This is a genomic window from Stenotrophomonas sp. CFBP 13724 (assembly GCF_014841975.1).
GTDB classification, from domain to species: Bacteria; Pseudomonadota; Gammaproteobacteria; order Xanthomonadales; family Xanthomonadaceae; genus Stenotrophomonas; species Stenotrophomonas lacuserhaii.
In genome coordinates, this window is sequence record NZ_JACYUW010000001.1 from 653,375 (window position 1) to 679,609 (window position 26,235).

Here is a 26,235-nt window from a genome sequence, read left to right on the forward strand (position 1 = left end):
TGTTATATTATTCCATAACGCTTCGCCGACCCTGCTGGAAGTCATGCCCCTGATCCCACGCCTCCGCCATCTGATTGATCGCTTCGGTGCCACCGGTTCGCTGCTGTGCGCGGTGCACTGCGCAGTGATCCCCGTGGCCTTGGCCGCTGCGCCCTCGCTGGGCCTGTCGGTGTGGCTGGGCGATGGCATCGAGCAGGCGCTGGTGGTGTTCGTCACCCTGCTGGGGTTGTTCAGCCTGTTCTGGGGTTACCGGCGCCATGGTGCGCTGCGTGCGCTGGGCTTCCTGATTCCCGGCCTGGTCGCTTTGTGGACCGGCGTGCTGTACGACCCGCTGCACCACGATCCGGTTCCGCATGCGGTGGTGATGACCCTCGGCGGGTTGCTGGTGGGCGTGGCCCACCTGGTCAACCTGCGCCTCAACCACGGGCACGTACACGACGCCAGCTGCGCGCATTGAGGCCGTCGTGGTAGGCTTTCCGATCGTGCGCGGGGGCGTCCAGCAAGACGGCCCCGCCAAACCCGTGTCAGCACGGGGTAATCAGAATCAACATAGCCAGGAGTTCAAGACATGGGTAAGGGTGACCGCAAGACCGCCAAGGGCAAGCGCTACAACGCCAGCTACGGCAACGCCCGTTCGCACACCGTGAGCAAGGCCGCCGTCGGCGCCGCCGCTCCGGTCGCCAAGAAGACCGTGGCCAAGGCCCCGGCAAAGAAGGCCGTTGCCAAGAAGGCCGTCGCCAAGGCCAGCTGATCCGCTGACCGGCAGAACACGAAAAAACGCGGCGCCCAGCGCCTCGTTTTTTTTATGCCTTGATGTTGCCTTCTTTACTTCACCGACCGGCACACGGCAACAGACTGTCCGGAGGCACGGGGAGCTGCGGCGCAGGACCGTTGGAGCCCCGGACGGGCGGAAACGAGCCCCCATGGATGGGTTTACGGCGTGTCCTGCGCCGTAGCTCCCCGTGCCGGGCACATCAGCAGTAAAGCGAACCGCAACACGGTCACACCACTTCTTCGCGCAGCACCGGATTATCCCAGCCCGGCCGCGGCGAGAACCGATCCCCATGCCGCTGCTGCAGCACCTTCAGCCGCTCCACCAGCGCATCGGCGCCGGTCGCCCGGATGTACTGCACCGGCCCCCCGCGGAACGGCGCGAACCCGGTCCCGAAGATCACGCCCGCATCCAGCAGGTCTGCATCGGCCACAACGCCTTCGTGCAGGCACGCCACGGCTTCATTGAGCAACGGCAGGATCAGCCGATCTTCCAGATCACCCGGCGCCTGGTAGCCCTTGGGCACTTCCGGCTTCTTCGCGCGGCCGTTTTCCCAGGCATAGATGCCCTGACCATCCTTCTTGCCGCGCTTGCCCTGTTCGACGGTCTGTAGCGCCGCCGGAATCTGCAGGCCGAGGAACGGAGCGAGCTCTTCGCCCACGCCGGCCGCTACGTCCAGTCCAACCGTATCGAGCAGTTCGATCGGCCCCATCGGCATGCCGAATTTGACCGCGGCCTTGTCGATCACCGGGCCCGGGATGCCTTCGGCATAGGCGGTCGCCGCCTCCAGCATGTACGGGAACAGTACGCGGTTGACCAGGAAGCCGGGCGTGCCGGCGACCGGCACCGGGAACTTGCCCAGCGCCTTGCAGAAGGCGGCCAGGCGGCGCTCGGTCTCCGGTGCCATGCCGTCGTGGTGGATGATTTCCACCAGCGGCATCTGCGCGACCGGGTTGAAGTAATGCAGGCCGGCGAACTGCGCCGGACGCTGGATGTGGTCACGCAGTTCGATCAGCGGGATCGAAGAGGTGTTGGTGGTCAGCAGCGCATCGGCCTTCATCTTCGGCTCCAGCGTCTGGTACAGGTCGCGCTTGGCCTGCGGGTTCTCGATGATCGCCTCGATCACCAGGTCCGCCTGCGCAGCGCCCGCGCCGGCCAGGTCGGCCTGCAGGCGCGCGGCCACCGCCGGCCGCTTGCTTTCATCGCGCACCTTCTTCTCGAACAGGGTCTGCGCACGCTGCATGGCCGGGTCGAGGAAACGCTGCTCGCGGTCCTGCAGGGTCACGTTGAAGCCCTTGTAGGCCGACCACGCGGCAATATCGCCCCCCATCACGCCGGCGCCGACCACGTGTACGTGATGGATGCCGTGGTCGCCACTGCCGAGGGCCTTCAGGCGTTCGGTCAGGAAGAAGATGCGGATCAGGTTGCGCGCCGTGGGCGTGCTGGCCAGCTTCACCACCGCGCGGCGTTCGGCATCCAGGCGCGCCTGCACCGGCTTGCCGCCACTGCGTTCCCAGGTGCTGATAAGCGCGTACGGAGCAGGGTAGTGCTCCTTGCGGGCCTTGCGTGCGACCTGCTTGGCCATCTGCGGGGCCAGCAGCTTGCGCGCCGGCCAGGTATTGGTCGCCCAGGCGGTTGCGCGCTGCTTGAACGGGCGGACGGTGCCCTTCAGCGCCAGCGCCACGCCGGTGTCCAGCAGCAGGGCCGGGGCCACCACCTTGTCTACCAGGCCGATGTTGCGCGCCGCGGACGCCGACAGGGTGCGGCCGGTCAGCATCATGTCCATGGCCGCCGGGGCGCCGACCAGCTGCGGCAGGCGTGCGCTGCCGCCCCAGCCCGGGAAGATGCCCAGCTGGGTTTCTGGCAGGCCGATACGGGTGCTGCTGTCGTTGGAGGCGACACGGTAGCGGCAGGCGAGTGCCAGTTCGGTACCGCCGCCCAGGCAGTGGCCATGGATCGCCGCTACGGTCGGGCAGGGCAGCTCGGCCAGCTTCTGGTAGGTCACCTGGCCGCGGCGGATGGCGTCATTGACGGTGCCGCGGCGGTCGAACTCCTGGAACTCCTTCAGGTCCGCGCCAGCGATGAAGCCGGCCTGCTTGGCCGACTGGATCACCACGCCCTTGGGCGGATCGATGGCGATGCGCTCGAGCAGGTCGCCCAGTTCCAGCAGGACATCCTGGGACATCGCATTGACGTTGGCGTCCTGGCGGTCGAGATTGAGCACCACGACCCCGTCGTCGCGGATCTCCGGGTGCCAGTGCGCGAGGCGAAGCCCATCGAAGCCTGAGAGCATGGACGTTCCATCCGGTTGTGTATGGAGAAGGCGGCTATGATCCAGAGGTTGTTTCCCTTCCGTCAAATCCCAATAGCTGGGGTAGCGATGGCGGAGGTTCATAGCATGGACCGCTACGTTAACGGAACGTTGGTTAAAAGCTGGTGCGGTGCCCGGTCAGATGGCGCTGAACTTTTCCCGGGATTGGCAGTCTCATTGCCTGACGTCGGTTGGGCTGACAGGAGTTCGGTCCCCAATGGCCGAGGTTGAAACACCACAGGAGCTGGACCTGGAACTGGTCCGGCGTGTGCAGCGCGGCGAAAGCGCGGCATTCGATGTCCTGGTGCGCAAGCACCAGCATCGGGTCGTGTCGCTCGTCGGGCGCTACATCGCCGACTGGAGTGAGTGCCAGGACGTTGCCCAGGACACGTTCATCCGCGCCTACCGCGCGATCAACAGTTTCCGCGGCGACGCCCAATTTTCGACCTGGTTGCACAGGATTGCCGTGAATACCGCCAAGAACCACCTTGCTGCAAGCAATCGTCGCCCGCCGACCGATGACATCGAAATCGGCGATGCCGAACAGTTCGATTCGGGAACGCGCCTGCGCGATACCGATACGCCGGAACGCCAGCTGATGCGCCAGGAGCTGGAAACCACGGTGATGAAGGCCGTTGCCTCCCTGCCGGAGGAACTGCGCCTGGCCATTTCCCTGCGCGAGGTGGAAGGCCTGAGTTACGAGGAAATCGCGCAGAAGATGGGGTGCCCGATCGGCACCGTGCGCTCGCGGATCTTCCGCGCCCGCGAGGCGATCGACACTGAACTCCGGCCGCTGCTGGACACCGGCAGCGCCACCCGTGAGAAGAGCCGCCTATGAGCAAGTACGACCAACCCGAAGACAAGATCGACCTGCATAACCGCCAGCAGTTGTCTGCGCTGGTCGATGGCGAACTGGCCTCAGACGAGGCCCGCTTCCTGCTGCGCCGCCTGCAGCATGATCCCGAGCTGCAGGCCTGCCAGGAGCGCTGGGCCCTGCTGGGCGAGGTGATGCGCGGCAAGGCCGTGGCGCCGGCGCCGCTGGATTTCGCCGCGCGCGTTTCGGCGGCGGTGGCGCAGGAACCCGTTCCCCAGGCCGAGCCGCGGCGCGAAGTGCGCACCGGCTGGCGTCGCTGGAGCGGCGGTGCCGCGCTGGCCGCGTCGGTGGCCGCGGTGGCCTTCTTCATGGGACGCCAATCGCTGGATGAGGGCGCACCGCCGGCAGAGCTGCCGGTGCAGGTGATCGCCAGCCAGGCCGAACTTGCGCTGCCGGCGTCCGCGCCGGTGCAGGAGCCTGCTGCATCGCCGTCCGGCGCAGCGCTGGTGGCCAGTGTCCCGGCGGCCGCGGTGGCCGCTGCGGCGCGTCGCCAGGACGCCAGCGTCCGCCGCGCCAGTGCCACGCGCAGCCAGCAGATGGCGCGCATCGCGCAGCGTGATGACGAGCCGCAGCGTGCGCTCGCCGCAACCCAGCCGGTGCTGTCGACCCCGCTGTCCACGGCCGCCCGGCACGAGCTGTCGTTCGGCAATGTGGGGGCGCTGCAGGCCCGGCCGTGGCCGCGCTCCAGCGTGGGTCCGGCCGCTGGGGCTGCACTGAATGCCAGTTTCCCCGGCAACACGCCGGGCACCTTCTATCCCTTTGAACCGCGGTTGCAGGACGCGCCGCCGGTCCAGGGCCCGCGCGACTGACCGCGCGTGGCCTGCGCCTGCCCGCCCGATGGCGGGCAACGCTTTCCCTTTCTGCTGTCCGCTGACCTGCCGGAGGTTGTATTCCGATGATCCCGCTTACCCGTTCGTTCCGTACCCAGGCCTTGGGCCTGCTGGCGATGACCCTGCCGCTGGCCGCCTGCGCGCAGTCACCTTCGCCGGCCCCGCAGGCCACCACGGCGCAGTCCGCGGCCGCCGCGCCGCGTGCGCCGGCCCAGCCGCTGGTATCGGGCCTGCCGGACTTCACCAACCTGGTCGACCAGGTCGGGCCGGGCGTGGTCAACATTGAAACCACCATCGTGCGCGGCGGCAACCGCCAGGCACGCGGTGGCGGAATGGGGCCGGGCCAGGATGAAATCCCGGAAATCTTCCGCCGCTTCTTTGGCCCGGAATTCGGCATGCCCGGTCCGGGCGGCCCCGGTGGCGACCCGGATGGCGGCCCCAGCATCAAGGGCCGCGGCATGGGCTCGGGCTTCATCATTTCCGCCGACGGCTACGTGCTGACCAACCACCACGTGGTGGCCGATGCGTCCGAAGTGAAGGTGAAACTGGGTGACAACCGCGAGTTCATCGCCAAGGTGGTGGGCAGCGACCAGCAATACGACGTAGCCCTGTTGAAGATCGAAGGCAGCGGCCTGCCGACCGTGCGCGTCGGTGATTCACGCACCTTGAAGCCGGGTCAGTGGGTGGTCGCGATCGGCTCGCCGTTCGGGCTGGACCATTCGGTCACCGCCGGCGTGGTCAGCGCCACGGGCCGCAGCACCGGCGGCGCCGACCAGCGCTATGTTCCGTTCATCCAGACCGACGTGGCGATCAACCAGGGCAACTCGGGTGGCCCGCTGTTGAACACCCGCGGCGAAGTGGTCGGCATCAATTCGCAGATTTTCTCCGCTTCGGGCGGCTACATGGGCATCAGCTTCGCGATCCCGATCGACCTGGCGATGGGCGCGGTCGAGCAGATCAAGAAGACCGGCCGGGTTAGTCGTGGCCAGCTCGGCGCGGTGGTGCAGCAGATCGATTCGTTGAACGCCCAGGCGCTGGGCCTGAAGGACAGCCGTGGCGCACTGGTGAATGAGATTGTCGCCGGCAGCGCGGCGGCCAAGGCCGGGGTGCAGGTCGGTGACGTGATCCGCTCGGTTAACGGCAGCCCGGTGAACTCCTTCAGCGATCTGCCGCCGTTGATCGGTGCGCTGCCGCCGGGCAGCAAGGTCAGCATCGGCCTGGTGCGCGATGGCAAGGAGCGCGAGCTCAGCGCCACCCTGACCGAACTGGCCGAAGACGCCCAGGCGGCGGCAAACCGTCCGGCGGCGGCCAACGAGGACGCGGCGCCGCAGACCGGTGCCAACGCCCTGCTGGGTCTTGAAGTGGCCGACCTGACCGCCCCGCAGCGCAAGCAGCTGGGGCTGGAAGCAGGCGAGGGGGTGCGGGTGACCCGCGTCAACGGCCAGGCCGCCCGCGACGCGCGGCTGTCGCCGGGGATGGTGATCCTGCAGGTCGGCCGTACGGCGGTGGGCAGCGTGGAGGCCCTGAACCGGGCACTGGCCGGTTACAAGAAGGGTGACGTGGTGATGCTGCTGGTCCGCAGCGGCGGCAACAGCGCCTTCGTGGCCGTGAAGACCGGCAGCTGACCGGGGGCGCGGTAGCGCCGGGCCATGCCCGGCGAGCGCAGCGGCAGGCAGGAGCGTGACGACCAACGGTCGTCACCCACCGAGGCGGAAAGCTGACGGCCAGCGGCCGTCAGGACCCACCGGCGGCGGCCGTCCCGTGCGATAATCCAACGTTTACCCTGACGACGCCCGGCGCCGCCGCCACCTCTATGTCCTCTGATTCGATGCGGAACATCCGCAACTTCTCCATCATTGCCCACGTCGACCACGGCAAGTCCACCCTGGCTGACCGCATCATCCAGCTGTGTGGCGGCCTGCAGGCCCGCGAGATGGAAGCGCAGGTGCTCGATTCGAACCCGATCGAGCGCGAGCGTGGCATCACCATCAAAGCGCAGTCGGTGTCGCTGCCGTACCTGGCGGACGACGGACAGACCTACCACCTGAACTTCATCGACACCCCCGGCCACGTCGACTTCTCCTATGAAGTCAGCCGCTCGCTGGCCGCCTGCGAAGGCGCGCTGCTGGTGGTCGATGCCGCCCAGGGCGTGGAAGCGCAGTCGGTGGCCAACTGCTACACCGCGGTGGAGCAGGGCCTGGAAGTAGTGCCGGTGATCAACAAGATCGACCTGCCCACCGCCGATATCGAACGCGCCAAGGCCGAGATCGAGGCCGTGATCGGCATCGATGCCGAAGACGCCGTGCCGGTCAGCGCCAAGACCGGCCTGAACGTGCGCGATGTGCTGGAAGCGATCGTCAAGCGCATCCCGCCGCCGGTGCCGCGTGATACCGACAAACTGCAGGCGCTGATCATCGATTCCTGGTTCGACAACTACCTCGGCGTGGTGTCGCTGGTGCGCGTCATGCAGGGCGAGATCAAGGCCGGCGACAAGCTGCAGGTGATGTCCACCGGCCGCAACCACCAGGTCGACAACGTCGGCGTGTTCACCCCCAAGCGCAAGGTGCTGCCGGCCCTGCGCGCAGGTGAAGTGGGCTGGGTGACGGCCAGCATCAAGGACGTGCACGGCGCGCCGGTCGGCGACACGCTGACCATGGCCGGCGATCCGGCACCCAAGCCGCTGCCGGGCTTCCAGGAAATGCAGCCGCGCGTGTTCGCCGGCCTGTTCCCGGTGGATGCCGAAGACTACCCGGACCTGCGCGAGGCACTCGACAAGCTGCGCCTGAACGATGCCGCGCTGCGCTTCGAGCCGGAAAGCTCCGAAGCGATGGGCTTCGGTTTCCGCTGCGGCTTCCTTGGCATGCTGCACATGGAAATCGTGCAGGAACGCCTGGAGCGCGAGTACAACCTGGACCTGATCAGCACCGCGCCGACCGTGGTCTATGAAGTACTCAAGACCGACGGCAGCATCGTCAACATGGACAACCCGGCCAAGCTGCCGCCGGTGAACCAGGTGCAGGAAGTCCGCGAGCCGATCATCCGCGCCAACATCCTCACCCCCGAGGAATACATCGGCAACATCATCAAGCTGTGCGAAGAAAAGCGCGGCAGCCAGCTCGGCATCAACTACCTGGGCAGCCAGGTGCAGATCAGCTACGAGCTGCCGATGGCCGAAGTGGTGCTGGACTTCTTCGACAAGCTGAAGTCGGTCAGCCGCGGCTATGCCTCGCTGGATTACGCCTTCGTGCGTTTCGATGCCGGTCCGTTCGTGCGCGTGGACGTGCTGATCAATGGCGACAAGGTCGACGCCCTGTCGCTTATCGTCCACCGTTCGCACTCCGATCGTCGCGGCCGTGAGCTGTGCGAGAAGATGAAGGAGCTGATTCCCCGGCAGATGTTCGACGTGGCCATCCAGGCCGCGATCGGCTCGCAGGTGATTGCCCGCACCACCGTCAAGGCCATGCGCAAGAACGTTCTTGCCAAGTGCTACGGCGGCGACGTGTCGCGCAAGAAAAAGCTGCTGGAGAAGCAGAAGGAAGGCAAGAAGCGCATGAAGCAGGTCGGCCGCGTGGAAATTCCGCAGGAAGCCTTCCTCGCCGTACTGCAGATGGACAACAAGTAACGGTACAGTCGGCCCCTTACCGGGCCGGTTGGCCCCGCGACGCTGCAAAGGACATTGAATGAAAGCGTTTGAGTTCCTCCTGGTTGCCTTGACCCTGGCCTCCGGCCTGATCCTGCTTGCCGACAAGCTGTACTTCGCCCGCCGCCGCGCCCGTCGCGCCGGCCTGCTGGACACCGAGCCGGCGCTGGTGGACTACTCGCGCGCGTTCTTCCCGGTGCTGGCGATCGTGCTGGTGGTGCGCAGCTTCATCGCCGAACCGTACAAGATCCCGTCCAGTTCGATGATGCCGAACCTGCTGATCGGTGATTTCATCCTCGTCAACAAGTTCGCCTACGGCCTGCGCCTGCCGCTGACCAACACCAAGTTCGTGCCGATCAGCGAACCGGAACGGGGCGACGTGGTGGTGTTCCATTTCCCGGGCCACGACGACCAGGACCCCAACAAGGGCGAGAATTTCATCAAGCGCGTGATCGGCGTACCGGGTGACCAGGTCACCTTCGAAGGCAACGGCCTGATCCTAAACGGCCAGCCGGTGGAATACGAAGACAAGGGCATCTACGCCGGCCATCGTGGCCATGGCGAAGGGTCCAGCCTGCTGGTCGAAAAGCTGCCGGGCCGTACCCACACCGTGCTGGAGACGGCGTATCCTGCCGGCCAGGGGGAATGGACCGTTCCGGCGGGCCGCTACCTGGTGATGGGCGACAACCGTGACAACAGTGATGACGGCCGTTTCTGGGGCCTGCTGCCGGAGCAGAACCTGCGCGGCAAGGCGTTCCTGATCTGGCTCAACTGCTCCGGCTGGTTCTGCAAGGACGGCTTCGAACCGTCGCGGATCGGCTCGGGCGTCAATTGATTCATCCACGCGTATCTGGGGAGAAACGCAATGAACAGCATGAAGGCGCAACGCGGCATTACCCTGACCTCCTTCCTGGTGGTCCTGATCGTGGTTGGCTTCTTCCTTTATGTCGGGATGAAGCTGTTCCCGATGTACCAGGAAAACTACGCCGTCCGTTCGGCCATGAAGAGCCTGGCCAATGAGCCCGGCATCGGCAGCATGCAGCCGGCCAATATCCAGAAGCTGCTGTTCAAGCGCCTGTACATCAACTACTCCGAGAACGTGAAGCCTGCCAACGTGAAGTTCGACCGCAAGGACAATGGCTGGACCATGCGCGTGAACTACGAAGTGCGGCGTCCGCTGATCGGCAACATCGACGTGGTCGGCAAGTTCGACTCAACCCAGGATCTCAGCCGTAGCGGTGTCGAATAAAACCTTCCAACGTGGTGACCTGATCGGCCACTCCTTCGCCAATGCGGACCTGCTCACGCAGGCCCTGCGGCACCGGTCTGCCGGCGTGCCGAACAACGAGCGCCTGGAGTTCCTCGGCGACAGCATCGTCAACATGCTGGTGGCGCAGGCGCTGTATGCGCGCTGGCCGAAAGCCGACGAGGGCGCGCTGACCCGCGGCCGCGCCGAACTGGTGCGCGAAGGCGCGCTGGCCGAGCGCGCCCGTGAACTCAAGCTGGGCGAACGGCTGGTACTGGGCGCCGGCGAAATGAAAACCGGCGGCCACCGGCGCGATTCGATCCTCGCCGACGCCTTCGAGGCGGTAGTGGCAGCGATCTACCTGGACGCAGGCTTCGATGCCTGCCGCGCGGTGGTGCTGCCCTGGTTCGATGCGGCCATGGACGCCCTGCCGGCGACCGGACGGCCGGAAAAAGACCCCAAGACCCGGTTGCAGGAATGGCTGCAGGGCCGACAGAAGGCGCTGCCGTCGTACGAACTGGTGTCAGAATCCGGTGACGACCATGCCAAGACCTTCCGGGTACGCTGCAACCTGACAGAACCGGCCGTGTGTACCGAGGGCGAAGGCTCCTCGCGGCGGCTGGCCGAACAACAGGCGGCTGCGGCCGCGCTTGACCTACTGGTGGATTCAAAGTGACCGAACAGACCCCCCATCGTTGCGGCAGCGTTGCTGTCATCGGCCGCCCCAACGTGGGCAAATCGACCCTGACCAATGCACTGGTAGGGGCCAAGGTCAGCATTGTCTCCAACCGGCCGCAGACCACGCGCCACCGGCTGCTGGGCATTGCCACCTATCCGGAAGGCCAGCTGGTGCTGGTGGACACGCCCGGCCTGCATAAAGTGCAGAAGCGGGCGATGAACCGGGTGATGAACCGTGCCGCGCGTGGATCGCTGGAGGGCGTCGACGCCGGCCTGCTGGTCATCGAAGCCGGACGCTGGGACGAGGAGGACAGCCTGGCGTTCAACGTGCTGCGTGATTCCGGCATCCCGGTGGTGCTGGTGGTCAACAAAGTGGACCGCATGAAGGAAAAGGCCGCGTTGCTGCCGTTCCTGCAGCAGATCACCGAAGGCCGCGAGTTCGCTTCGGTGCATCCGATTTCCGCGCAGAAGCGCAATGGTCTGGAAGCGCTGGTGCGTGACGTGCTGGCCCTGGTGCCGGAAGCCCCGCCGATGTTCGGCGAAGACGAAATCACCGACCGCAGCCAGCGTTTCCTGGCCGGCGAACTGGTGCGCGAGCAGCTGATGCGCCAGCTCGGCGAAGAACTGCCGTACGCCACCACGGTGGAGATCGAGCGCTTCACCGAAGACGGCAACCTGCTGCGCATCGGTGCGGTGATCTGGGTCGAGCGCGAAGGGCAGAAGGCCATCGTAATCGGCAAGGGGGGCACCCGCCTGAAGGACATCGGGGCCAAGTCGCGCATGCAGATGGAGCGCTTGTTCGGTGCCAAGGTGTTCCTGGAAACCTGGGTGCGCGTGCGCGAGGGCTGGTCCGACGACGAGGCCGCGCTGAAGGCCTTCGGTTACGAATAAGCAGCGCCTGCGGGACCCGCCCTGATGGAGATCGCGTCCGAACCGGGCTTTGTCCTGCACGCGCGGGCTTACCGTGAGACCAGCCTGCTGGTGGAGGTGCTCAGCGCCTCGCACGGGCGGCTGGGCCTGCTCGCGCGCGGCGTTTCCAGTGCGAAAGGACAGGTGCTGCGCGCGGCGCTGCAGCCGCTGCAGTGGATCCGTTTCGACGCGGTGCAGCGTGGCGACCTGGCACAGCTGCGCGGTGCCGAGGCGCTGGATGCTGCACCGCGCCTGGCCGGCAATGACATGCTGGCCGGTTTCTATCTGAATGAACTGGTGATGCGGCTGGCGCCCCGGCACGACCCGCTGCCGGACCTGTACCGGGCCTACGGCGAAGTGCGCGCGCGGCTGAGCCTGGAGCTGTCGCTGGCGTGGAGCCTGCGCCGGTTCGAACGCGATCTGCTGGAAGCGCTGGGGGTCGGTTTCGACTTGGCCTTCGCCAGCGACGGCAGCGCGGTGGACCCGGCCGCGCGGTATCTGCTGGATCCGCAGGAGGGGCCACGGCGGTTGCTCAGCGAACGCGATGGGGAAGGGCGGAGGGGGACAGCAACCGGGGCTGCGCTGCTGGCGCTGGCGCGCGATGAAGAACCCGGCACCGACGACCTGGCCAGCCTGCGGCTGCCGATGCGGGTGGTGCTGGCCTACCACCTGGGATCGCGTGGCCTGAAATCCTGGGAGCTGCTGGACGACCTGGCACGACGCCGCTGAGCGGCCCCTTCAATGCAGCAGGGCGGCCACCGCATCGCGGAAGCTGGCCTGGGCCATGTGCGAGGCGGGCATCTGGTGCAGGGTGCGCACCGCGCGGCTCAGCCGGGCAGCACCGACGAAACCACAACTGGCCTGCAGCCGGTGCAGCTGGTTACGCAGGGCCGGCTCGTCATGGCGGTCCACCGCCTGGTCGACGGCATCGCGCACGCTCGGCAGCTCGGCCAGGAACAGCTCGCGCAGCGCCACCAGATGGTTACGTTGCCCGTTCAGGGCGGCCAGCGCGGTGATCTCGTCCCAATCCTGGGCCTCGTTCAGCACCATGGCCTGGATCGGCGCGCTGTCCACCCGGTAACGGGCCCCTTGGCCCAGGCTGCGACGCACGCCCTTGAGCAGGGCATCGCGGCCCAACGGCTTGACCAGGATGTCGCCGAATCCGGCGTCCCGCAGGCGCCCATGCGCGGACGCGTCGCGATCGGCGGTATGTGCCAGTGCCGGCGTGTCCGGGTACTGCCGGCGCAACTGCTGCAGCAGCTCGCTGCCATGGCCATCGGGCAGGTTCGCATCGATCAGCCACAGGTCGTACTGCCGCACATGGGCCCGGGCGAGCGCGGCGTTGAGCGAGTCGGCGGTATCCACGTCCGCTGGCAGGGTTTCCAGCGCGGCCTTGAGGAAACCACACGTGATGATGTCGTCCTCGACCAGCAGGAAACGGGGGCGCGCGGGGCGCGGCGTATTCGTCTGCATAAGGCTGCCTCCATGTCAGCTACGCTGCATATTAACCACCGCGCGCCGCCTTGCAAGGGTAGAGAGGCGACTTTCCCCCTCATCTGAGACAATACGCGCCCTTTTTCACACGCAGCCCTTCGCCACGTGGCCCGTCAACGTTCCCGCATCGACCGCACCCTCTTCAGAACCGACATCCTCGACCTGAGCCACGACGGCCGCGGCGTTGCCCGCCGTGATGGCGAAGGTGGCAAGGTCACCTTCATCACCGGCGCGCTGCCGGGTGAAGTGGTGATGGCCGAACAGACCGCGCGCAGCAAGCATTTCGACCAGGCGCGCACCGTCGAAGTGGTGGAAGCCTCGCCGCTGCGCGTGCAGCCGAAGTGTCCGCATTTCGGCGTCTGTGCCGGCTGCGTGCTGCAGCACCTGGAAGAAAGCGAGCAGATCGTGGCCAAGCAGCGGGTGCTGATGGACAACCTGCAGCGCATCGGCCACGTGCAGCCGCAGCAGGTGCTGCCGCCGCTGGTGGGCGACAGCTGGGGCTATCGCCGCAAGGGTCGCTTCTCTGTGCGTCGGGTCGAGAAGAAGGACAAGACCCTGGTCGGCTTCCGCGAGCTGGATCCGCGCTTCGTGGCGGACCTGTCCCAGTGCCTGACGGTGATCCCGGAGATCGGCACCAAGGTGTCGGTGCTGTCCGCATTCGTTGAGTCGCTGGATGGCCGTCGCGACATCCCGCAGATCGAGTTCATCGCTGGCGACGACGCGATCGCGCTGACCATCCGCCACATGCAGCCGCTCAGCGCGTCCGATCGCGCGGCCTGGATCGCGTTCGGGCAGGAACACGGATTCGCCATTTTCCTGCAGCCCGACGGCGTGGATTCGGTCCACCCGCTGTGGCCGCAGGAGGTCCCGCTGTCGTTCCGGCTGGCACCGTGGGACGTGGAGCTGGCGTTCCGCCCGCTGGACTTCATCCAGGTCAATGCGAACCTCAACGTGAAGATGATCGAGCATGCGCTGGCGCTGCTGGATGCCGGCCCGGACGAGCGCGTGCTGGACCTGTTCTGCGGGCTGGGCAACTTCACCCTTCCGCTGGCCCGCGGCGTGCGCGAAGTGGTCGGCGTGGAAGGCGATGCCGGGCTGGTGGCGCGGGCGAAGGAGAACGCGCAGCGCAACGGGCTGGCCAATGCCAGCTTCCATGCCGCCGACCTGACCCAGGACCAGCGCCAGGCCTCGTGGATGCTGGAAGGCTTCGACAAGCTGCTGCTGGATCCGCCGCGCTCGGGCGCCATCGAAGTGCTGCAGCAACTGCCGCTGGAGCAGTTCAAGCGCATCGTCTACGTCAGTTGCCATCCGGGTTCGCTGGCGCGCGATGCCGGCTACCTGGTCAAGGAGCGTGGCTTCACCCTGGTCAGTGCCGGGGCGATGGACATGTTCCCGCATACCGCGCACGTGGAAAGCATCGCGGTGTTCGAAAAAGCCTGATCATGGTGGATGACGACCGTGGGTCGTGGTGGGCGACGACCGTTGGTCGTCACGCTCTTCCCGCATAATCCCCACATGGGCATTGAAATCGAACGGAAATTCCTGGTCACCGATGATGGCTGGCGGGCGGCGGCGCATGCTGTCATTCCGATGGCGCAGGGCTATATCAACGACATGGGTGCGCTGGACCGGGGCGACCAGAAGGCCTCGGTACGGGTGCGCATCGAAGGCGACGGCGCCGCACTGAACCTCAAATCACGCACGCTGGGGCGCAGCCGGCAGGAGTTCGAGTATCCGATTCCGCTACGGGACGCGCGTGAGCTGCTGGCGCTGTGCGCGGGCGGGCTGATCGACAAGCGCCGGCACCTGGTGCAGCACGACGGCCTGCTGTGGGAAGTGGACGAGTTCCTCGGCGACAACGCCGGGCTGGTGGTGGCCGAAGTGGAGCTGGATGACCCTGAGCAGGCGATCAGCCTGCCCGCGTGGGCCGGCCGCGAAGTCACCGACCAGGCCCGCTACTACAACGTAGCGCTGGCTTCCCACCCTTACACCCGCTGGTCTCCCGAAGAGAAAGGCGACGGCGGGGAGTAAGTCGTAGCCGGCGCGTCAGGGCTTGCCCGAACCCACGTGATCCCGTCCGCCCCTTTTCCGGGGCGCGGCCGTCCCCATGTCGGGGGGATGAAGATCGATATCTATTCCGACGTGGTGTGTCCGTGGTGCTGGATCGGCAAGCACCGTTTCGCGCAGGGTCTCGCGCTGCTTGGCGATGAGGTGCCCGCGCTGCAGGTGCGCTGGCAGCCGTTCCAGCTGGATCCGGATGCCGACACCACGCCGGTGCCGCTGCGCGAGGCCTACGCGCGCAAGTTCGGCGGTGCCGAGCGCACCAACCAATTGCTGGGCCAGACCCAGGCGACTGCCCAGGCCGAAGGCCTGCCGATGGATTTCAGCCGAGGCCAGGTCCGCGTGACCACGCTGCAGGCGCACCGCGTGCTATGGCTGGCCGGGCAGCATGGGGTCCAGGATGCGGTGGGCGAGGCGCTGTTCCGCGCGCATTTCGAACACGGGCACAATCTGGCCGATCCGCAGGTGCTGCTCCAGGCCGGGGTCGAGGGGGGACTGGCCGCCGACGACATCCAGGCGATGCTCGGCTCGGACCTCGGGCTGGACGAGGTGCAGCAAAGCCTGCAGCACGCCCATGCCATTGGCATCACCTCGGTGCCGACCTTCGTCATCGACGGCCGTTGGGCAATCCAGGGTGCGCAATCGCCGGAAGCGATCGCCCAGGCGCTGCGCCAGATCGCCGCCGAACGCGGCGAAGCCGCCGCTTCCGGCGCGCTGGACGCTGAAGACGGGTGTGGCCCGGACGGCTGCAGGGTCTGACGCTGGGCCACGCTTCTGCGACAATGCGGCGCTGCGCCATCGTGGCGCCTGCCGTGGAGACCTGAACATGCTGCTGATCGGCGTTGCCGGTACCGAACTGACCGCCCAGGAGCGTGAGTGGCTGCAGCACGATGCCGTGGCCGGCGTGGTGCTGTTCAAGCGCAACTTCGCCTCCCGCCAGCAGATCGCCGCGCTGTCCGCCGCGATCCGTGAGGCCGCACCGCGTCCGCAGTTGATCTGCGTGGACCAGGAAGGCGGACGCGTGCAGCGCTTCCGCGAAGGCTTCACCGATCTGCCCCCGCTGCAGCAGATCGGCCTGGGCTACGCGCAGGATCCACAGGCCGCGCTGGCCGCCGCCGAACAGCACGCCTGGCTGATGGCCAGCGAGGTGCGCGCCAGCGGCGTGGACCTGAGCTTCGCGCCGGTGGTGGACCTGGGCCATGGCAACCGCGCCATCGGGGATCGCGCATTCAGCGAAGATCCGCAGGTGGTGGCCGCCTTCACCGCCGCCTACGTGCGCGGCATGCACAGCGCCGGCATGGCCGCCACGCTCAAGCATTTCCCCGGCCATGGCAGCGTGCTGGAAGACACCCACGTCGACACCGCGATCGATCCACGCGGGCTGGATGAACTGCAGGCGCGGGACCTGGTGCCCTTCGTGGCCGGCATTGCCGCCGGCGCCGACGCGGTGATGATGGCCCACGTCATCTACCCCCAGGTGGCCCCGGAACCGGCGGGCTACTCGCGGCGCTGGGTCCAGGACATCCTGCGCGGCGAGCTTGGCTTCCGTGGCGTGGTGTTTTCCGATGACATCGGCATGGCCGCCTCGTTCAGCGCGGGCGGGGTGAAGGCCCGCGTCGACGCCCACCTGGATGCAGGCTGCGATGTGGTGCTGGTCTGCCATCCCGAGCTGGTGGACGATGCGCTGCAGGCCATGCAGCATCGAACCTCGAACACCGCCGCGCTGCTCGGCCTGATCGGCCGCGGCGCGCTTGGCTGGGACGGCCTGCTGGCCGATGCCCGGCATGGCGACACCCGAACCCGTTTTCTTGAATCCTCTGGAAGAACCGTCTGATGCCCAACCTCACCATTTCCCAGGCCCTGGAACAGGCTGACCTGCTGGTCGACCGCCCCACCATCGATCAGGCCATCGGCCGCATCGCCGACGCCATCGCCAGCGATTACAAGGGCGAAGTGCCGCTGTTCCTGTCGATCATGCATGGCGCGCTGCCGTTCGCCGGCCAGCTGGCGCTGGAGCTGGGCGCGCGCGGCCAGGACGTGCAGTTCGATTACCTGCACGCCACCCGTTACCGCGGCGAAACCACCGGCGGTGATCTGGTGTGGAAGCACAAGCCGGCCACCGCGCTGTTCGGCCGTCGTGTGCTGCTGGTGGACGACATCCTGGATGAGGGCTACACCCTGCAGGGCGTACGCACCTGGTGCCTGGAGCAGGGCGCCACCGACGTGCGCATCGCTGCGCTGACGGTGAAGAAGCACGACCGCGCGCTGCCTGACGTGCAGGCCGATTATTCCGGCGTGGAGCTGCCGGACCGCTATGTGTTCGGCTTCGGGATGGACGTCAACGAGACCCTGCGCTGCGTGCCGGCGATCTACGCGATGAAGGAAGGCTGATGCAGCCCATCGCCCTGGCGGTCATCGGCGGCACCGGCGTGTACAACCTCGCCACGCTGGATGACGTGCAGACCCACGAGGTCGAAACCCGCTTCGGTACGCCGTCCGGTCCGATCCGGGTCGGCAGCCTGCTGGGCCACCGCGTCGCTTTCCTGGCCCGCCACGGCGAGGGCCATTCGCTGCCGCCGCACAAGATCAACTACCGCGCCAATCTTGCCGCACTGCAGCAGATCGGCGCGCCGCGCGTGCTGGCCCTGAATACGGTCGGCGGCATCGGCGATGCCTTCGGGCCGCGCGTGCTCGCCTGCCCGGACCAGATAATCGACTACACCTGGGGCCGGATCTCCACCGTATGTGAAGAGGCGGGCAGCGAGGTCCTGCACGTGGACTTCGGTCACCCGTACACGCCTATGCTGCGAAGCAAAATTCTCGCCGCTGCAAAGGTGACCGGCGTCACGGTGCACGACGGCGGTTGTTATGCTGCAACGCAGGGCCCCCGCCTTGAAACCATTGCGGAAATCGCGCGTCTGCGCCGTGACGGCTGCGATCTGGTCGGCATGACCGGGATGCCCGAAGCGGCCTTGGCACGCGAGCTCGGGCTCGACTACGCCTGCCTTGCGATCGTGGCCAACTGGGCCGCCGGGTGTGGCGATGGGGAGGAAATCACGATGGCCGAAGTGCTGTCCAACGTCCAGGCCGCGTCCAACGGATTGCCCGAGCTGATCGGGGAATTGGCACGGGGGTGATTGTCATCCTCGGGCAAGGTTTGCATACTCGCCCCGTGCGCAGGGTTTTTGCGCACACCACCCATTCATTGCAAAGGTCTCGCATCAACATGGCAACAGGTACCGTGAAGTGGTTCAACGACGCCAAGGGATTTGGCTTTATTACTCCGGACGACGGCGGCGCTGATCTGTTCGCGCACTTCTCCGCCATCCAGGGCAACGGCTTCAAGTCCCTGCAGGAAGGCCAGAAAGTCACCTTCGAAAAGACCCAGGGCCCGAAGGGCGACCAGGCATCCAACATCCAGCCCGCCTGATCCATCCAGTCGCGTGTTGGAGAACCCCGCCTCGGCGGGGTTTTTTTTTTGCCTGCCGCGCGGATCAGGCACAATCGCAGCATGGATCCCCGCATGCGCATCGCCGTCATCGGCTACGGCACCGCTGGCCAGGCATTGGCCATTCTGTTGTCCCGCGACGACCACCACGTCGACATCTTCGAGCGCGCGCCCCACCCTGGGCCGGTCGGCGCCGGCTTCCTGCTGCAGCCCAGCGGCCTGCAGGTGCTGTGGCAGATGGGCCTGCTGGATGCGGTGCGCGCGCACGCCGCCCCGGTGCACCGCCTGCATGGCGATACGCCCTGCGGACGGGCGGTGATGGACATGGGCTACGACGGACTGGATGCGCGCCTGCACGGATTGGGCATGCAGCGTGGCGCGCTCTTCCAGCTGCTGGACCAGGCGTGTGAGGGCCTCGGGCAGCTGCACGCAGGTGTCACCATCGCATCGGTCGACCATGAGCGTGGGCTGCTGCGCGATGGCGAAGGACGCCAGCATGGTCCCTACGATCTGGTGATTGCCGCCGACGGCTCGGCATCGGCCCTGCGCGCGCAGGTCGGGGCGACTTCGCTGGACCGGGTCTACCCGTGGGGCGCGCTGTGGTGCCTGTTGCCGGCGGAGGATTGGCCACACGTGAACGAACTGCGCCAACGCTACGTGGCGGCGCGCAAGATGATCGGCCTGCTGCCGGTGGGGACGCGCCCCGGGGATGCCACGCCGCGCCTGAGCTTCTTCTGGAGCCTGCCGCGCGAAGACTTCACGCGCTGGGAGGCCGATGGCCTGCAGCCGTGGCTGGATGAGCTGCATGCGCTGTGGCCGGAGGCCGGCCCGCGCTTCGCCCACCTGCAGCAGGCCGGGCAGCTGGCGCGCGCCTCCTACCGCGATGCGGTGATGCGGCGCTGGCACAACGGCCGGCTGGTGCTGGCCGGCGATGCCGCGCATTCCATGAGCCCGCAGCTGGGGCAGGGGGTGAACATGGCGCTGCTGGACGCGCTGGCCCTGCGTGACGCGCTGCGCGTCCACGGCAAGGGCGAAGCCGCCCTGCAGGCCTACCAGGCGCAGCGACGCGCCCACGTGGCCGTGTACCACTACTGGAGCCGCTGGCTGACCCCGTTGTTCCAGTCCGACCGCGATGCGTGGTCGAAGGCCCGGGACGTGCTGCTGGGGCCGATGGGGCGCCTGCCGGGGGGGCGCGGCCACATGCTGCGCGTGCTCAGTGGCACTCAGCGCGGCTGGCTGGGAAAACTGCCGCTGGATCCTGCATTCATCGATGCACTGGGCGCGCCGCGCGAGCCTGCAGCGGAGGCTGCATTTTCTGTGGCGTGAACGCCGCCATGACCGGAGTTGACGGTCGGCTCACCCCGTTCGTGGCACAACAGGGGGGAACGCACGCACCGCGTGCCCCCGCACTGTTCCGTGATCCTGTATCGCGCCCCGGCGGGCGGCCCGTACTGCTGCCCCCTCTGGCTCGGGCGAGCCGCATGCAAGGAGTACCCCATGTTGTTCTCGGCTGAAGCGCTGGAATCGGAAATCTGCAAACTGCGCGGGTTGCTGCAGATGCTGCACGAAGACCAGCCGGACGTGCTGGAAGATGTCTTCGAATTCCATGTCGGCAGCCTGATCAGTCATTCCTCCCCGGAGCAGCACGGGTACATCCGCACGTGCGCCCAGGAGATGCTGGCCACGATCCGGGCGTTGCCGCGGCGGGTGGAAAGCCGCGGGCCGGATTTTCGACTGATGCCGGAGATGCTGGCGGTCGCGTGAGTGTTCTGCGCTGCGCGCGGGCTTGAAGCCAGAGCCAGAGCCAGAGCAACAGCTGCAGGGCTGCTTGTTGGTGGGGCGGGGTGGATTGGCGGGGGGCGGCAAGAGCCGCTCCTGCGGGCCTCGTTTCGCGCCATCCATGGCGCTCAACGCCCCCGCCAACCCACCCCGCCCCGCCTTCGACAGGTCCATGGTGGCCATGGACAGAGCAGGGGTTGAAGGGGGGGAGAAAGATGGGGTCAGAGTCCTTTCGCGTAGCGAAAGGACTCTGACCCCGTTTTTTTATTCTTTTTCCTTGCGCGGGTGGCGGCCACGGAACCTGTCAGGGGGCCGGGCGGGGAGGCTGTGCGGGGCCTTGAGCGGCAGGAGCCGCGAAGAGCTACATGGACGTACTTGCGCGTGCCCCGCACAGCCTCCCCGCCCGGCCCCAAACACGTGGCCAACAGCAAAGCCACCCGCGAGGGGGTCTCACCCGTTCGACCCACCTACCGCGAAGGCAACAGCACCGCCGCCGAGTCCACGCACGCGACCAGCCGCTCACCAGCCGCCAACACCGGCACCACCCCCGCCGTGAACTGCGAGAACGCCGGCAGTACCGTCACCCGATCCCGCAGCCAGAAGGCCGGCAACCGACGCGGCAATCCCGGCAGCGCCGCCAGCGGATGCAGGTGTCCCCCAATCACGTGGGCCTGCGCATCCGGCTCCGGTTCGTGGCGCAGCAGGAAGGGACCCAGTGCAGCCTGCTCCTCGTGCACCTGCACCTGCAGAGCGGCTTCGGACAGCGCGCGGTCGTGGTTGCCACGCACCACGTGGACCGCAAGCCGGGGCCGCTGCTCGCGCCAGGCCAGCCAGTGGCTGTACCACGGCGCGCGGTGCAGCGGGCCGTGCAGCACATCGCCCAGGATCCACAGCTGCTCGCAGGCGGTACGTTCGACGAGCTGCTGCAGCCGCTGCAGGTCGGCGGCGGTGCCACCCACCGGCAACGCGATGCCGGCGCGGCGGAAGATGTCCGCCTTGCCCAGGTGCAGATCGGCGATCAGCAGCGCGTGCAGTCGCGGTATCCGCAGAGCGCGCTCGCCGAGCAGGATCACTTCTTCGCCGGCCAGTTGCAGGACCAGATCATCGGACATTGCGCTTTTCCAGTTGTTGCGCGGCACGCTGTACGCGCGTGCGCCAGTCTTCGTTGCTCAACTGGCCGCGCAGGCGTTCGGCCCACAGCGGGAAGCCCAGCGGCGTCAGCGAGCGCGGCGCCTGCAGCGACAGTGAGCGGCCCTGCATCCGCTGCAGCGCGTCGCGCAGTCCGTCCACGTCCAGGCTGTCATGCAGGACTTCGCGTTCGGCCAGCTGCAGCAGCATGTGGTCCGGATCGTGTTCGCGCAGCACGTCGTACAGCAGTCCGGCGGAGGCCTGCAGCTGGCGCAGGGAACGCGGCATGCCGCCCGGCAGGCTGGGCACCAGCAGGCCGGACACCCGCGCGATGCCGCGGAACTGGCGGCGTGCCAGCTCCCCCAGGTTGACCGCCGCGCGCAGGTCATCAAGCAGCGCGCCAGGGTCCAGCAGTGCGTTCCATTGCGCAGCATCCAGGTCGATGGGCAGTGCCGGCGCCAGCACGAGCCCGTGGTCGTTCACCGCATAGCCGATGCTGTTGCGCTGCAGCCGCGTGCAACGCAGGGCCAGCAGCGCAGCAAGCGCTTCATGCACATGGCGTCCGGCGAACGGGTACACGAACAGGAACTGGCCTTCGCGCCGGCGCACGTCTTCCACCAGCAGGTGATCCGGCGAAGGCCGCGCCGACAGTGTTTCCTGCAGGGCCAGCAGGGGTGCCAGCCAGCGCGATTCCGGGCTGTCGTCGGTGCCGCCCAGCACCGCTTCCAGTTCGTGCCCCAGCGAAGGCGACAACGCCAGTTGGCCGCCCTGCCAGCGCGGCACCACGCCTTCTCCACCGCGCGCCACGCGCACGTAGGCGGTCATGTCCTTCAGCTGTACCAGTTCGAGCAGGCGGCCGGCGAACTGGAAGCGATCACCACGGCGCAGGCGGCCGGCGAACTGCTCTTCCACCGCGCCCAGGCTGCCGCCACGCAGGAACTGCACGCGCACGCTGCCGTCGCTGCTGATGGTGCCGATGGAAAGGCGATGGCGCAGTGCCTGGCGGCGGCCGTGCATGCGGTAGATGCCATCCTCGTCCTGCACCGCCTTGTGGAAATCCGGGTACTGCGCCAGCGCCCGCCCGCCCTGCACGATGAACAGCAGCACGTCCTGCCATTGCGCATCGGTGATGTCTGCAAAGGCGTGCGTGCGGCGGACCTGGGCAAGCAGCGAATCGGCGTCGAAGCCACCGGCCAGGGCGCGGCTGATGCAGTGCTGGGCCAGCACGTCCAGCGACAGCCGAAGCGGACGTCGCGCTTCGACCACGCCCGCGTCGAGGGCGCGGCGCGCGGCAGCGTACTCGGCCAGTTCCAGCGCATGGCTGGGCACGCAGAGGATCTCGCCGCTGGCGCCGGGGCGATGCCGCGCACGTCCGGCGCGCTGGCGCAGCCGGGCTACGCCCTTCGGGCTGCCCAGCTGCAGTACCTGTTCCACTTCCGGGAAATCCACGCCCAGGTCCAGGCTGGAGGTGGCGACCACGCAGCGCAGGCTGCCAGCGCGCAGCCCATCTTCCACCTGCTGGCGTAGTGCGGGATCCAGCGAGCCATGGTGCAGCGCCAGCGTGGCGCTGTCTTCGGGCCACACCGCCGACAGCGCCTGGTGCCAGAGTTCGGCCTGCGCGCGGGTGTTGGTGAACAGCAGGCTGCTGCGTGCGCCCATCAGCGCCTGCAGTACGCGCGGTAGTTGCCCCAGCCCCAGGTGGCCAGCCCACGGGAAGCGCTCGCCCGGCTCGGGCAGCAGGCTGCGCACGCGTACCGGGCGCGGACGGGCGCCTTCCACGGTCACTGCATCGGAGCGGCCGGGCAGCAGCACCGCGCGTGCCTGCTGCAGGTTGCCCAGCGTGGCCGACAGGCCCCACAGCTGCATCGAGGGGGCACTGTCGCGCAGCAGGGCCAGATTGAGCTGCAGCAGTACGCCGCGCTTGCTGCCCAGCAGCTCATGCCATTCGTCCACCACCACGCAGCGCAGCTCGCGCATGCGCGCCAGCGTATCGGGGTAGCTCAGCAACAACGCCAGCGATTCCGGCGTGGTGACCAGCACGTCCAGCCGGCCCTCGCGGGCGAGGCGTTTGTCGCGGCTGCTGGCATCGCCGCTGCGCAGGCCCACCTGCCAGTCCAGCCCGATGGCCTTCAGCGGCGCCTGCAGTGCGCGCGCGGTGTCGGTGGCCAGCGCGCGCAGGGGTGTCACCCACAGCACCTGCAACGGCCGTACCGCGCTGCGACGGGCCGGCGCGGGCAGGGGATCGATCAGCGCCTGCAGCAACGGGCCGCCGAACATCGCCAGGGTCTTGCCGCTGCCGGTGGGGGTGTGCAGCAGGCCGGACTGACCGGCCAGGTAGTGCCGCCACATCGTGCGCTGGAACGGCAGCGGCCGCCAGCCGCGCTCGGCGAAGAACCCCTGCAGGCGCTTGAGCGCCTCCGCTGCGGTCATCGCGCAAGGGCCTGCAGCTGCTGGAGATTGTCGGCTTCGGCGGCGGGCTTGTCCTGGCGCCAGCGCAGGATGCGCGGGAAGCGCACGGCGATGCCGGACTTGTGCCGCTTGCTGACATTGACCGCTTCGAAGCCCAGCTCGAACACCTGTTCGGCACGCACGCTGCGCACCGGGCCGAAGCGTTCGCGCGTGTTGGCGCGGATCCAGCGATCCAGCGCGAGGATTTCCTTGTCGTCCAGGCCGGAGTAGGCCTTGGCCACCGGCACCAGTTCGTCACCCTTCCAGACCCCGAAGGTGTAGTCGGTGTACAGCGTGCTGCGCCGCCCATGGCCCGCCTGCGCGTACAGCAGCACCGCATCGATGGTCAGCGGATCCACCTTCCACTTCCACCAGTCACCACGGCGGCGACCGGCCTGGTAGATCGAATCGGCACGCTTGAGCATCAGGCCTTCCACGCCGCGCACGCGGGCTTCTTCACGCAGGGTGGCCGCGTGCTGCCAGTCCTCGGCATGGACCTGCGGGGACAGCTGCAGGCGGGGATCATCCAGCGCGCCAAGCAGCGCCGCCAGGCGTTGCCGGCGCTGCTGCAACGGCACGTTGCGCAGGTCTTCGCCGCCTTCTTCCAGCAGATCGTAGGCGAGCACACGGACCGGCGTGCTGCGCAGCGTCGCCGGCCCCGGCTTGCGTCGCTGGATGCGCGTCTGCAGGGCAGTGAAGGCGCGCGGCAGGTCCTCTTGCGCGTCCCAGGCCAGCAGCTCACCGTCGATCACGCAGCCATCGGGGAGGGCGGCTGCGGCCTGTTCGATTTCCGGGAAGCGCCCATCCAGCTGCTCTTCGCCACGCGACCACAGCGCGACCTCGCCTTGCCGGCGCAGCAGCTGCAGGCGGATGCCATCCCACTTCCATTCCAGCAGCCAGTCGCTGACCGGCCCCAGCGTCTCCACCGCCGCCTCCATAGGCGAGGCGAGGAAGAACGGATAGGGCTGCTGCCGGTCAAGCGGCAGCTCTTCGTGCGTCAACAGCGTCGCCAGCAGCGTCGGCGAGGGCACCCACTCGCCGAGCATGCGCTGGGCGATGCGGGCGATGTCCAGCCCGGACAGTTCGGCCAGCGCTTGTTGCACCAGGCGCTGCGATACGCCGACGCGCAACGCGCCGGTCAGCAGCTTGTTGAACACCAGCCGCTGCGGCGCAGGCAGCGTGCGCCAGCCGGTTTCCACGGCGGCGCGGCGGATGGATTCGTCCTGGTTGGCCACGGCCAGCAGATGGGTTTCGATCCAGTCCACCAACGGGCGATCCGGCGCTGGCTGGCGCGGCTCATCCACCAACAGGGTCAGCGTTTCGGCCAGGTCGCCGACCTGCTCGTAGCTGTCTTCGACCAGCCATGCCGGCAGGCCGGATTCATCCACCAGCCAGGCGCGCAGTTCACCACTGGCGGCGATCTTGCGACGGGCGCCGCCGACCTTGCCGCCGCTCAGCAGGTACAACGCCCATGCGGCGTCGTGCGCGGGTGCATGGCGGAAGTAGTCGACCAGCGCGGCGCGTTTGTCGCCGGTGGCGGTACTGCGGTCCAAGCGCTGGTACAGGTCGGCGAAGGCCTTCATTCTTCGCTCCCGTAGTCGGTGCGGAAGGCTTCGGCGGCGGTGCCGTTTTCGCGCAGGTAACGGATCAATGCATCGGTGTTGCCATGGGTGGCGATGATCCGCGTGGCGCCGGTCTGCGCGATGGTCTGCAGCAGCGCCGGCCAGTCGGCATGGTCGGACACCACGAAGCCGCGGTCGACGTTGCGGCGGCGGCGGTTGCCGCGCAGGTGCATCCAGCCGGAGGCAAACCCGAGCTGGTGGCGGCCGAAGCGGCGCACCCACGGCGTTCCCGCAGCCGAAGGCGGGGCCAGCACCAGGCGGCCGGCCGAATCGGGCTGGCGGCCCTGTTCGGCGACCGCCTCGGTGGCCAGCATCGGCACGCCGGCCTGGCGGTAAACCTGCACGCCGTTGTCGATCGCACCGTGCAACCACGCCGGCTGGTCGTCCAGCGGCAGCAGTTCGGCCAGCACCCGCTGCGCCTTGCCCAAGGCGTAGCAGAGCAGGATCGCCGCTTCGCCCCGTTCGCCACATTCGCGGCGCCAGGCGACGATGTCGGCGGCCACCTCGGAGGTATCCGGCCAGCGGTAGATCGGCGAGGCGAACGTGGCTTCAGTGATGAACGTATCGCAGGGCACCACCTCGAACGGATCGCAGGTGGGATCGGGCTGGCGCTTGTAGTCACCGGACGCCACCCAGACCTGCTCGCCGTCGTCGATGCGCACCTGTGCAGAGCCCAGCACGTGGCCGGCCGGGTGCAGGGAGACCTCGACGCCGCCCATCCGGAACGGCACGCCCCAGCGGTGGGTGTGGATGCGCACATCGCCCAGCCGCCAGCGCAGGATGGCTTCGCTGGAGGTGATGCAGTGGTATTCCTGCATGCCGCCGCGGGCATGGTCGCCATGGCCGTGGGTGATCACCGCGCGCGCTACCGGGCGCCATGGATCGATGTGGAAATCGCCAGCGGGGCAGTACAGTCCTTCCGGACGCAGCACCACCAGATCGTCGCGTCTGCTCATGCCGTCACTGTGCCGGGGCGCTCGTGCAGGAGGTGAGAA

Annotated in this window: 26 protein-coding genes; 20 read left to right on the top strand and 6 right to left on the bottom strand. The window is 67.8% G+C overall.

Annotated features, from left to right (window positions below):
- Window positions 1-43 precede the first annotated feature (43 nt).
- Together IFT63_RS02780 and IFT63_RS02785 are read left to right on the top strand one after the other, a co-directional pair.
- A complete protein-coding gene (locus tag IFT63_RS02780; RefSeq protein ID WP_192083184.1) occupies window positions 44-457 on the top strand; it encodes a MerC domain-containing protein in 414 nt (137 codons plus the stop codon).
- A gap of 111 nt (window positions 458-568) precedes the next feature.
- The gene (locus IFT63_RS02785) at window positions 569-751 is read left to right on the top strand and encodes a 30S ribosomal protein THX (RefSeq protein WP_042615275.1); all 183 of its coding nucleotides are present in this window, start codon (window positions 569-571) and stop codon (window positions 749-751) included.
- A 250-nt stretch (window positions 752-1,001) separates the two neighbouring features.
- Here the strand turns inward: IFT63_RS02785 and IFT63_RS02790 are convergent, their stop codons facing one another.
- A complete protein-coding gene (locus IFT63_RS02790) occupies window positions 1,002-3,065 on the bottom strand; it encodes a 3-hydroxyacyl-CoA dehydrogenase NAD-binding domain-containing protein (RefSeq protein WP_192083185.1) in 2,064 nt (687 codons plus the stop codon).
- 235 nt (window positions 3,066-3,300) lie between these two features.
- Between IFT63_RS02790 and rpoE the strand changes: the two genes are divergently transcribed.
- The 9 genes from rpoE (at window position 3,301) to recO (ending at window position 11,989) form a co-directional block, all read left to right on the top strand.
- Complete coding sequence (gene rpoE / locus IFT63_RS02795; protein ID WP_042615277.1) at window positions 3,301-3,921, top strand: RNA polymerase sigma factor RpoE; 621 nt, start codon at window positions 3,301-3,303, stop codon at window positions 3,919-3,921.
- Window positions 3,918-4,766: a sigma-E factor negative regulatory protein gene (locus IFT63_RS02800; RefSeq protein WP_192083186.1), complete on the top strand. Its 849-nt coding sequence runs from the start codon at window positions 3,918-3,920 to the stop codon at window positions 4,764-4,766. The genes rpoE and IFT63_RS02800 overlap by 4 nt, the downstream gene beginning before the upstream one ends.
- An 86-nt stretch (window positions 4,767-4,852) precedes the next feature.
- On the top strand, window positions 4,853-6,412 hold the full coding sequence (locus IFT63_RS02805; protein ID WP_192083187.1) for a DegQ family serine endoprotease: 1,560 nt from the start codon (window positions 4,853-4,855) through the stop codon (window positions 6,410-6,412).
- 203 nt (window positions 6,413-6,615) lie between these two features.
- On the top strand, window positions 6,616-8,409 hold the full coding sequence (gene lepA / locus IFT63_RS02810; protein WP_042615285.1) for a translation elongation factor 4: 1,794 nt from the start codon (window positions 6,616-6,618) through the stop codon (window positions 8,407-8,409).
- A 58-nt stretch (window positions 8,410-8,467) separates the two neighbouring features.
- Complete coding sequence (lepB, locus tag IFT63_RS02815; protein WP_042615280.1) at window positions 8,468-9,262, top strand: signal peptidase I; 795 nt, start codon at window positions 8,468-8,470, stop codon at window positions 9,260-9,262.
- A gap of 30 nt (window positions 9,263-9,292) precedes the next feature.
- Window positions 9,293-9,676 carry a DUF4845 domain-containing protein gene (locus tag IFT63_RS02820; RefSeq protein ID WP_042615281.1) on the top strand — a complete coding sequence of 128 codons (384 nt, stop codon included), beginning with the start codon at window positions 9,293-9,295 and terminating at the stop codon, window positions 9,674-9,676.
- Window positions 9,666-10,349: a ribonuclease III gene (rnc, locus tag IFT63_RS02825; RefSeq protein ID WP_042615282.1), complete on the top strand. Its 684-nt coding sequence runs from the start codon at window positions 9,666-9,668 to the stop codon at window positions 10,347-10,349. The genes IFT63_RS02820 and rnc overlap by 11 nt, the downstream gene beginning before the upstream one ends.
- Window positions 10,346-11,242, top strand: a complete 897-nt coding sequence (gene era, locus IFT63_RS02830; protein ID WP_057507294.1) for a GTPase Era — start codon at window positions 10,346-10,348, stop codon at window positions 11,240-11,242. The genes rnc and era overlap by 4 nt, the downstream gene beginning before the upstream one ends.
- Before the next feature lie 24 nt (window positions 11,243-11,266).
- The gene (gene recO / locus IFT63_RS02835; protein WP_192083188.1) at window positions 11,267-11,989 is read left to right on the top strand and encodes a DNA repair protein RecO; all 723 of its coding nucleotides are present in this window, start codon (window positions 11,267-11,269) and stop codon (window positions 11,987-11,989) included.
- A gap of 9 nt (window positions 11,990-11,998) precedes the next feature.
- On the opposite strand, the gene IFT63_RS02840 is transcribed toward recO, so the two are convergent.
- A complete protein-coding gene (locus IFT63_RS02840) occupies window positions 11,999-12,733 on the bottom strand; it encodes a response regulator (protein ID WP_192083189.1) in 735 nt (244 codons plus the stop codon).
- A 126-nt stretch (window positions 12,734-12,859) separates the two neighbouring features.
- Here IFT63_RS02840 and rlmD point away from each other — a divergent pair, with 126 nt between their 5' ends.
- The 9 genes from rlmD to IFT63_RS02885 all read left to right on the top strand — a co-directional run bounded on the left by rlmD (window position 12,860) and on the right by IFT63_RS02885 (window position 20,027).
- Entirely contained in the window at window positions 12,860-14,194 is a 1,335-nt protein-coding gene (gene rlmD, locus IFT63_RS02845; RefSeq protein WP_042614982.1) for a 23S rRNA (uracil(1939)-C(5))-methyltransferase RlmD, read from the top strand.
- A gap of 75 nt (window positions 14,195-14,269) precedes the next feature.
- A complete protein-coding gene (locus IFT63_RS02850; RefSeq protein ID WP_192083190.1) occupies window positions 14,270-14,785 on the top strand; it encodes a CYTH domain-containing protein in 516 nt (171 codons plus the stop codon).
- A gap of 87 nt (window positions 14,786-14,872) precedes the next feature.
- Complete coding sequence (locus IFT63_RS02855) at window positions 14,873-15,574, top strand: DsbA family oxidoreductase (protein ID WP_192083191.1); 702 nt, start codon at window positions 14,873-14,875, stop codon at window positions 15,572-15,574.
- A gap of 67 nt (window positions 15,575-15,641) precedes the next feature.
- A complete protein-coding gene (gene nagZ, locus IFT63_RS02860; protein ID WP_042614979.1) occupies window positions 15,642-16,649 on the top strand; it encodes a beta-N-acetylhexosaminidase in 1,008 nt (335 codons plus the stop codon).
- Window positions 16,649-17,206, top strand: a complete 558-nt coding sequence (locus IFT63_RS02865) for a hypoxanthine-guanine phosphoribosyltransferase (protein WP_101099608.1) — start codon at window positions 16,649-16,651, stop codon at window positions 17,204-17,206. Before nagZ ends, IFT63_RS02865 begins: the two co-directional genes overlap by 1 nt.
- The gene (locus IFT63_RS02870) at window positions 17,206-17,952 is read left to right on the top strand and encodes an S-methyl-5'-thioinosine phosphorylase (protein ID WP_042614977.1); all 747 of its coding nucleotides are present in this window, start codon (window positions 17,206-17,208) and stop codon (window positions 17,950-17,952) included. The genes IFT63_RS02865 and IFT63_RS02870 overlap by 1 nt, the downstream gene beginning before the upstream one ends.
- Before the next feature lie 89 nt (window positions 17,953-18,041).
- The gene (locus IFT63_RS02875) at window positions 18,042-18,245 is read left to right on the top strand and encodes a cold-shock protein (protein ID WP_042614976.1); all 204 of its coding nucleotides are present in this window, start codon (window positions 18,042-18,044) and stop codon (window positions 18,243-18,245) included.
- Window positions 18,246-18,326: 81 nt separating this feature from the next.
- Entirely contained in the window at window positions 18,327-19,589 is a 1,263-nt protein-coding gene (locus tag IFT63_RS02880) for an NAD(P)/FAD-dependent oxidoreductase (RefSeq protein WP_192083192.1), read from the top strand.
- 171 nt (window positions 19,590-19,760) lie between these two features.
- Entirely contained in the window at window positions 19,761-20,027 is a 267-nt protein-coding gene (locus tag IFT63_RS02885; protein ID WP_042614974.1) for a hypothetical protein, read from the top strand.
- A gap of 482 nt (window positions 20,028-20,509) precedes the next feature.
- On the opposite strand, the gene pdeM is transcribed toward IFT63_RS02885, so the two are convergent.
- From pdeM to IFT63_RS02905, 4 genes are read right to left on the bottom strand one after another with little or no spacing between them, the layout of a single operon-like run.
- Entirely contained in the window at window positions 20,510-21,154 is a 645-nt protein-coding gene (gene pdeM, locus IFT63_RS02890) for a ligase-associated DNA damage response endonuclease PdeM (protein WP_192083193.1), read from the bottom strand.
- On the bottom strand, window positions 21,144-23,600 hold the full coding sequence (locus IFT63_RS02895) for a ligase-associated DNA damage response DEXH box helicase (protein ID WP_192083194.1): 2,457 nt from the start codon (window positions 23,598-23,600) through the stop codon (window positions 21,144-21,146). The genes pdeM and IFT63_RS02895 overlap by 11 nt, the downstream gene beginning before the upstream one ends.
- Window positions 23,597-25,201 carry an ATP-dependent DNA ligase gene (locus IFT63_RS02900; RefSeq protein ID WP_192083195.1) on the bottom strand — a complete coding sequence of 535 codons (1,605 nt, stop codon included), beginning with the start codon at window positions 25,199-25,201 and terminating at the stop codon, window positions 23,597-23,599. Before IFT63_RS02900 ends, IFT63_RS02895 begins: the two co-directional genes overlap by 4 nt.
- Window positions 25,198-26,196 (bottom strand): ligase-associated DNA damage response exonuclease, encoded by a 999-nt coding sequence (locus IFT63_RS02905; protein WP_192083196.1) that lies wholly within the window; start codon window positions 26,194-26,196, stop codon window positions 25,198-25,200. The genes IFT63_RS02900 and IFT63_RS02905 overlap by 4 nt, the downstream gene beginning before the upstream one ends.
- Between the last annotated feature and the right edge of the window lie 39 nt (window positions 26,197-26,235).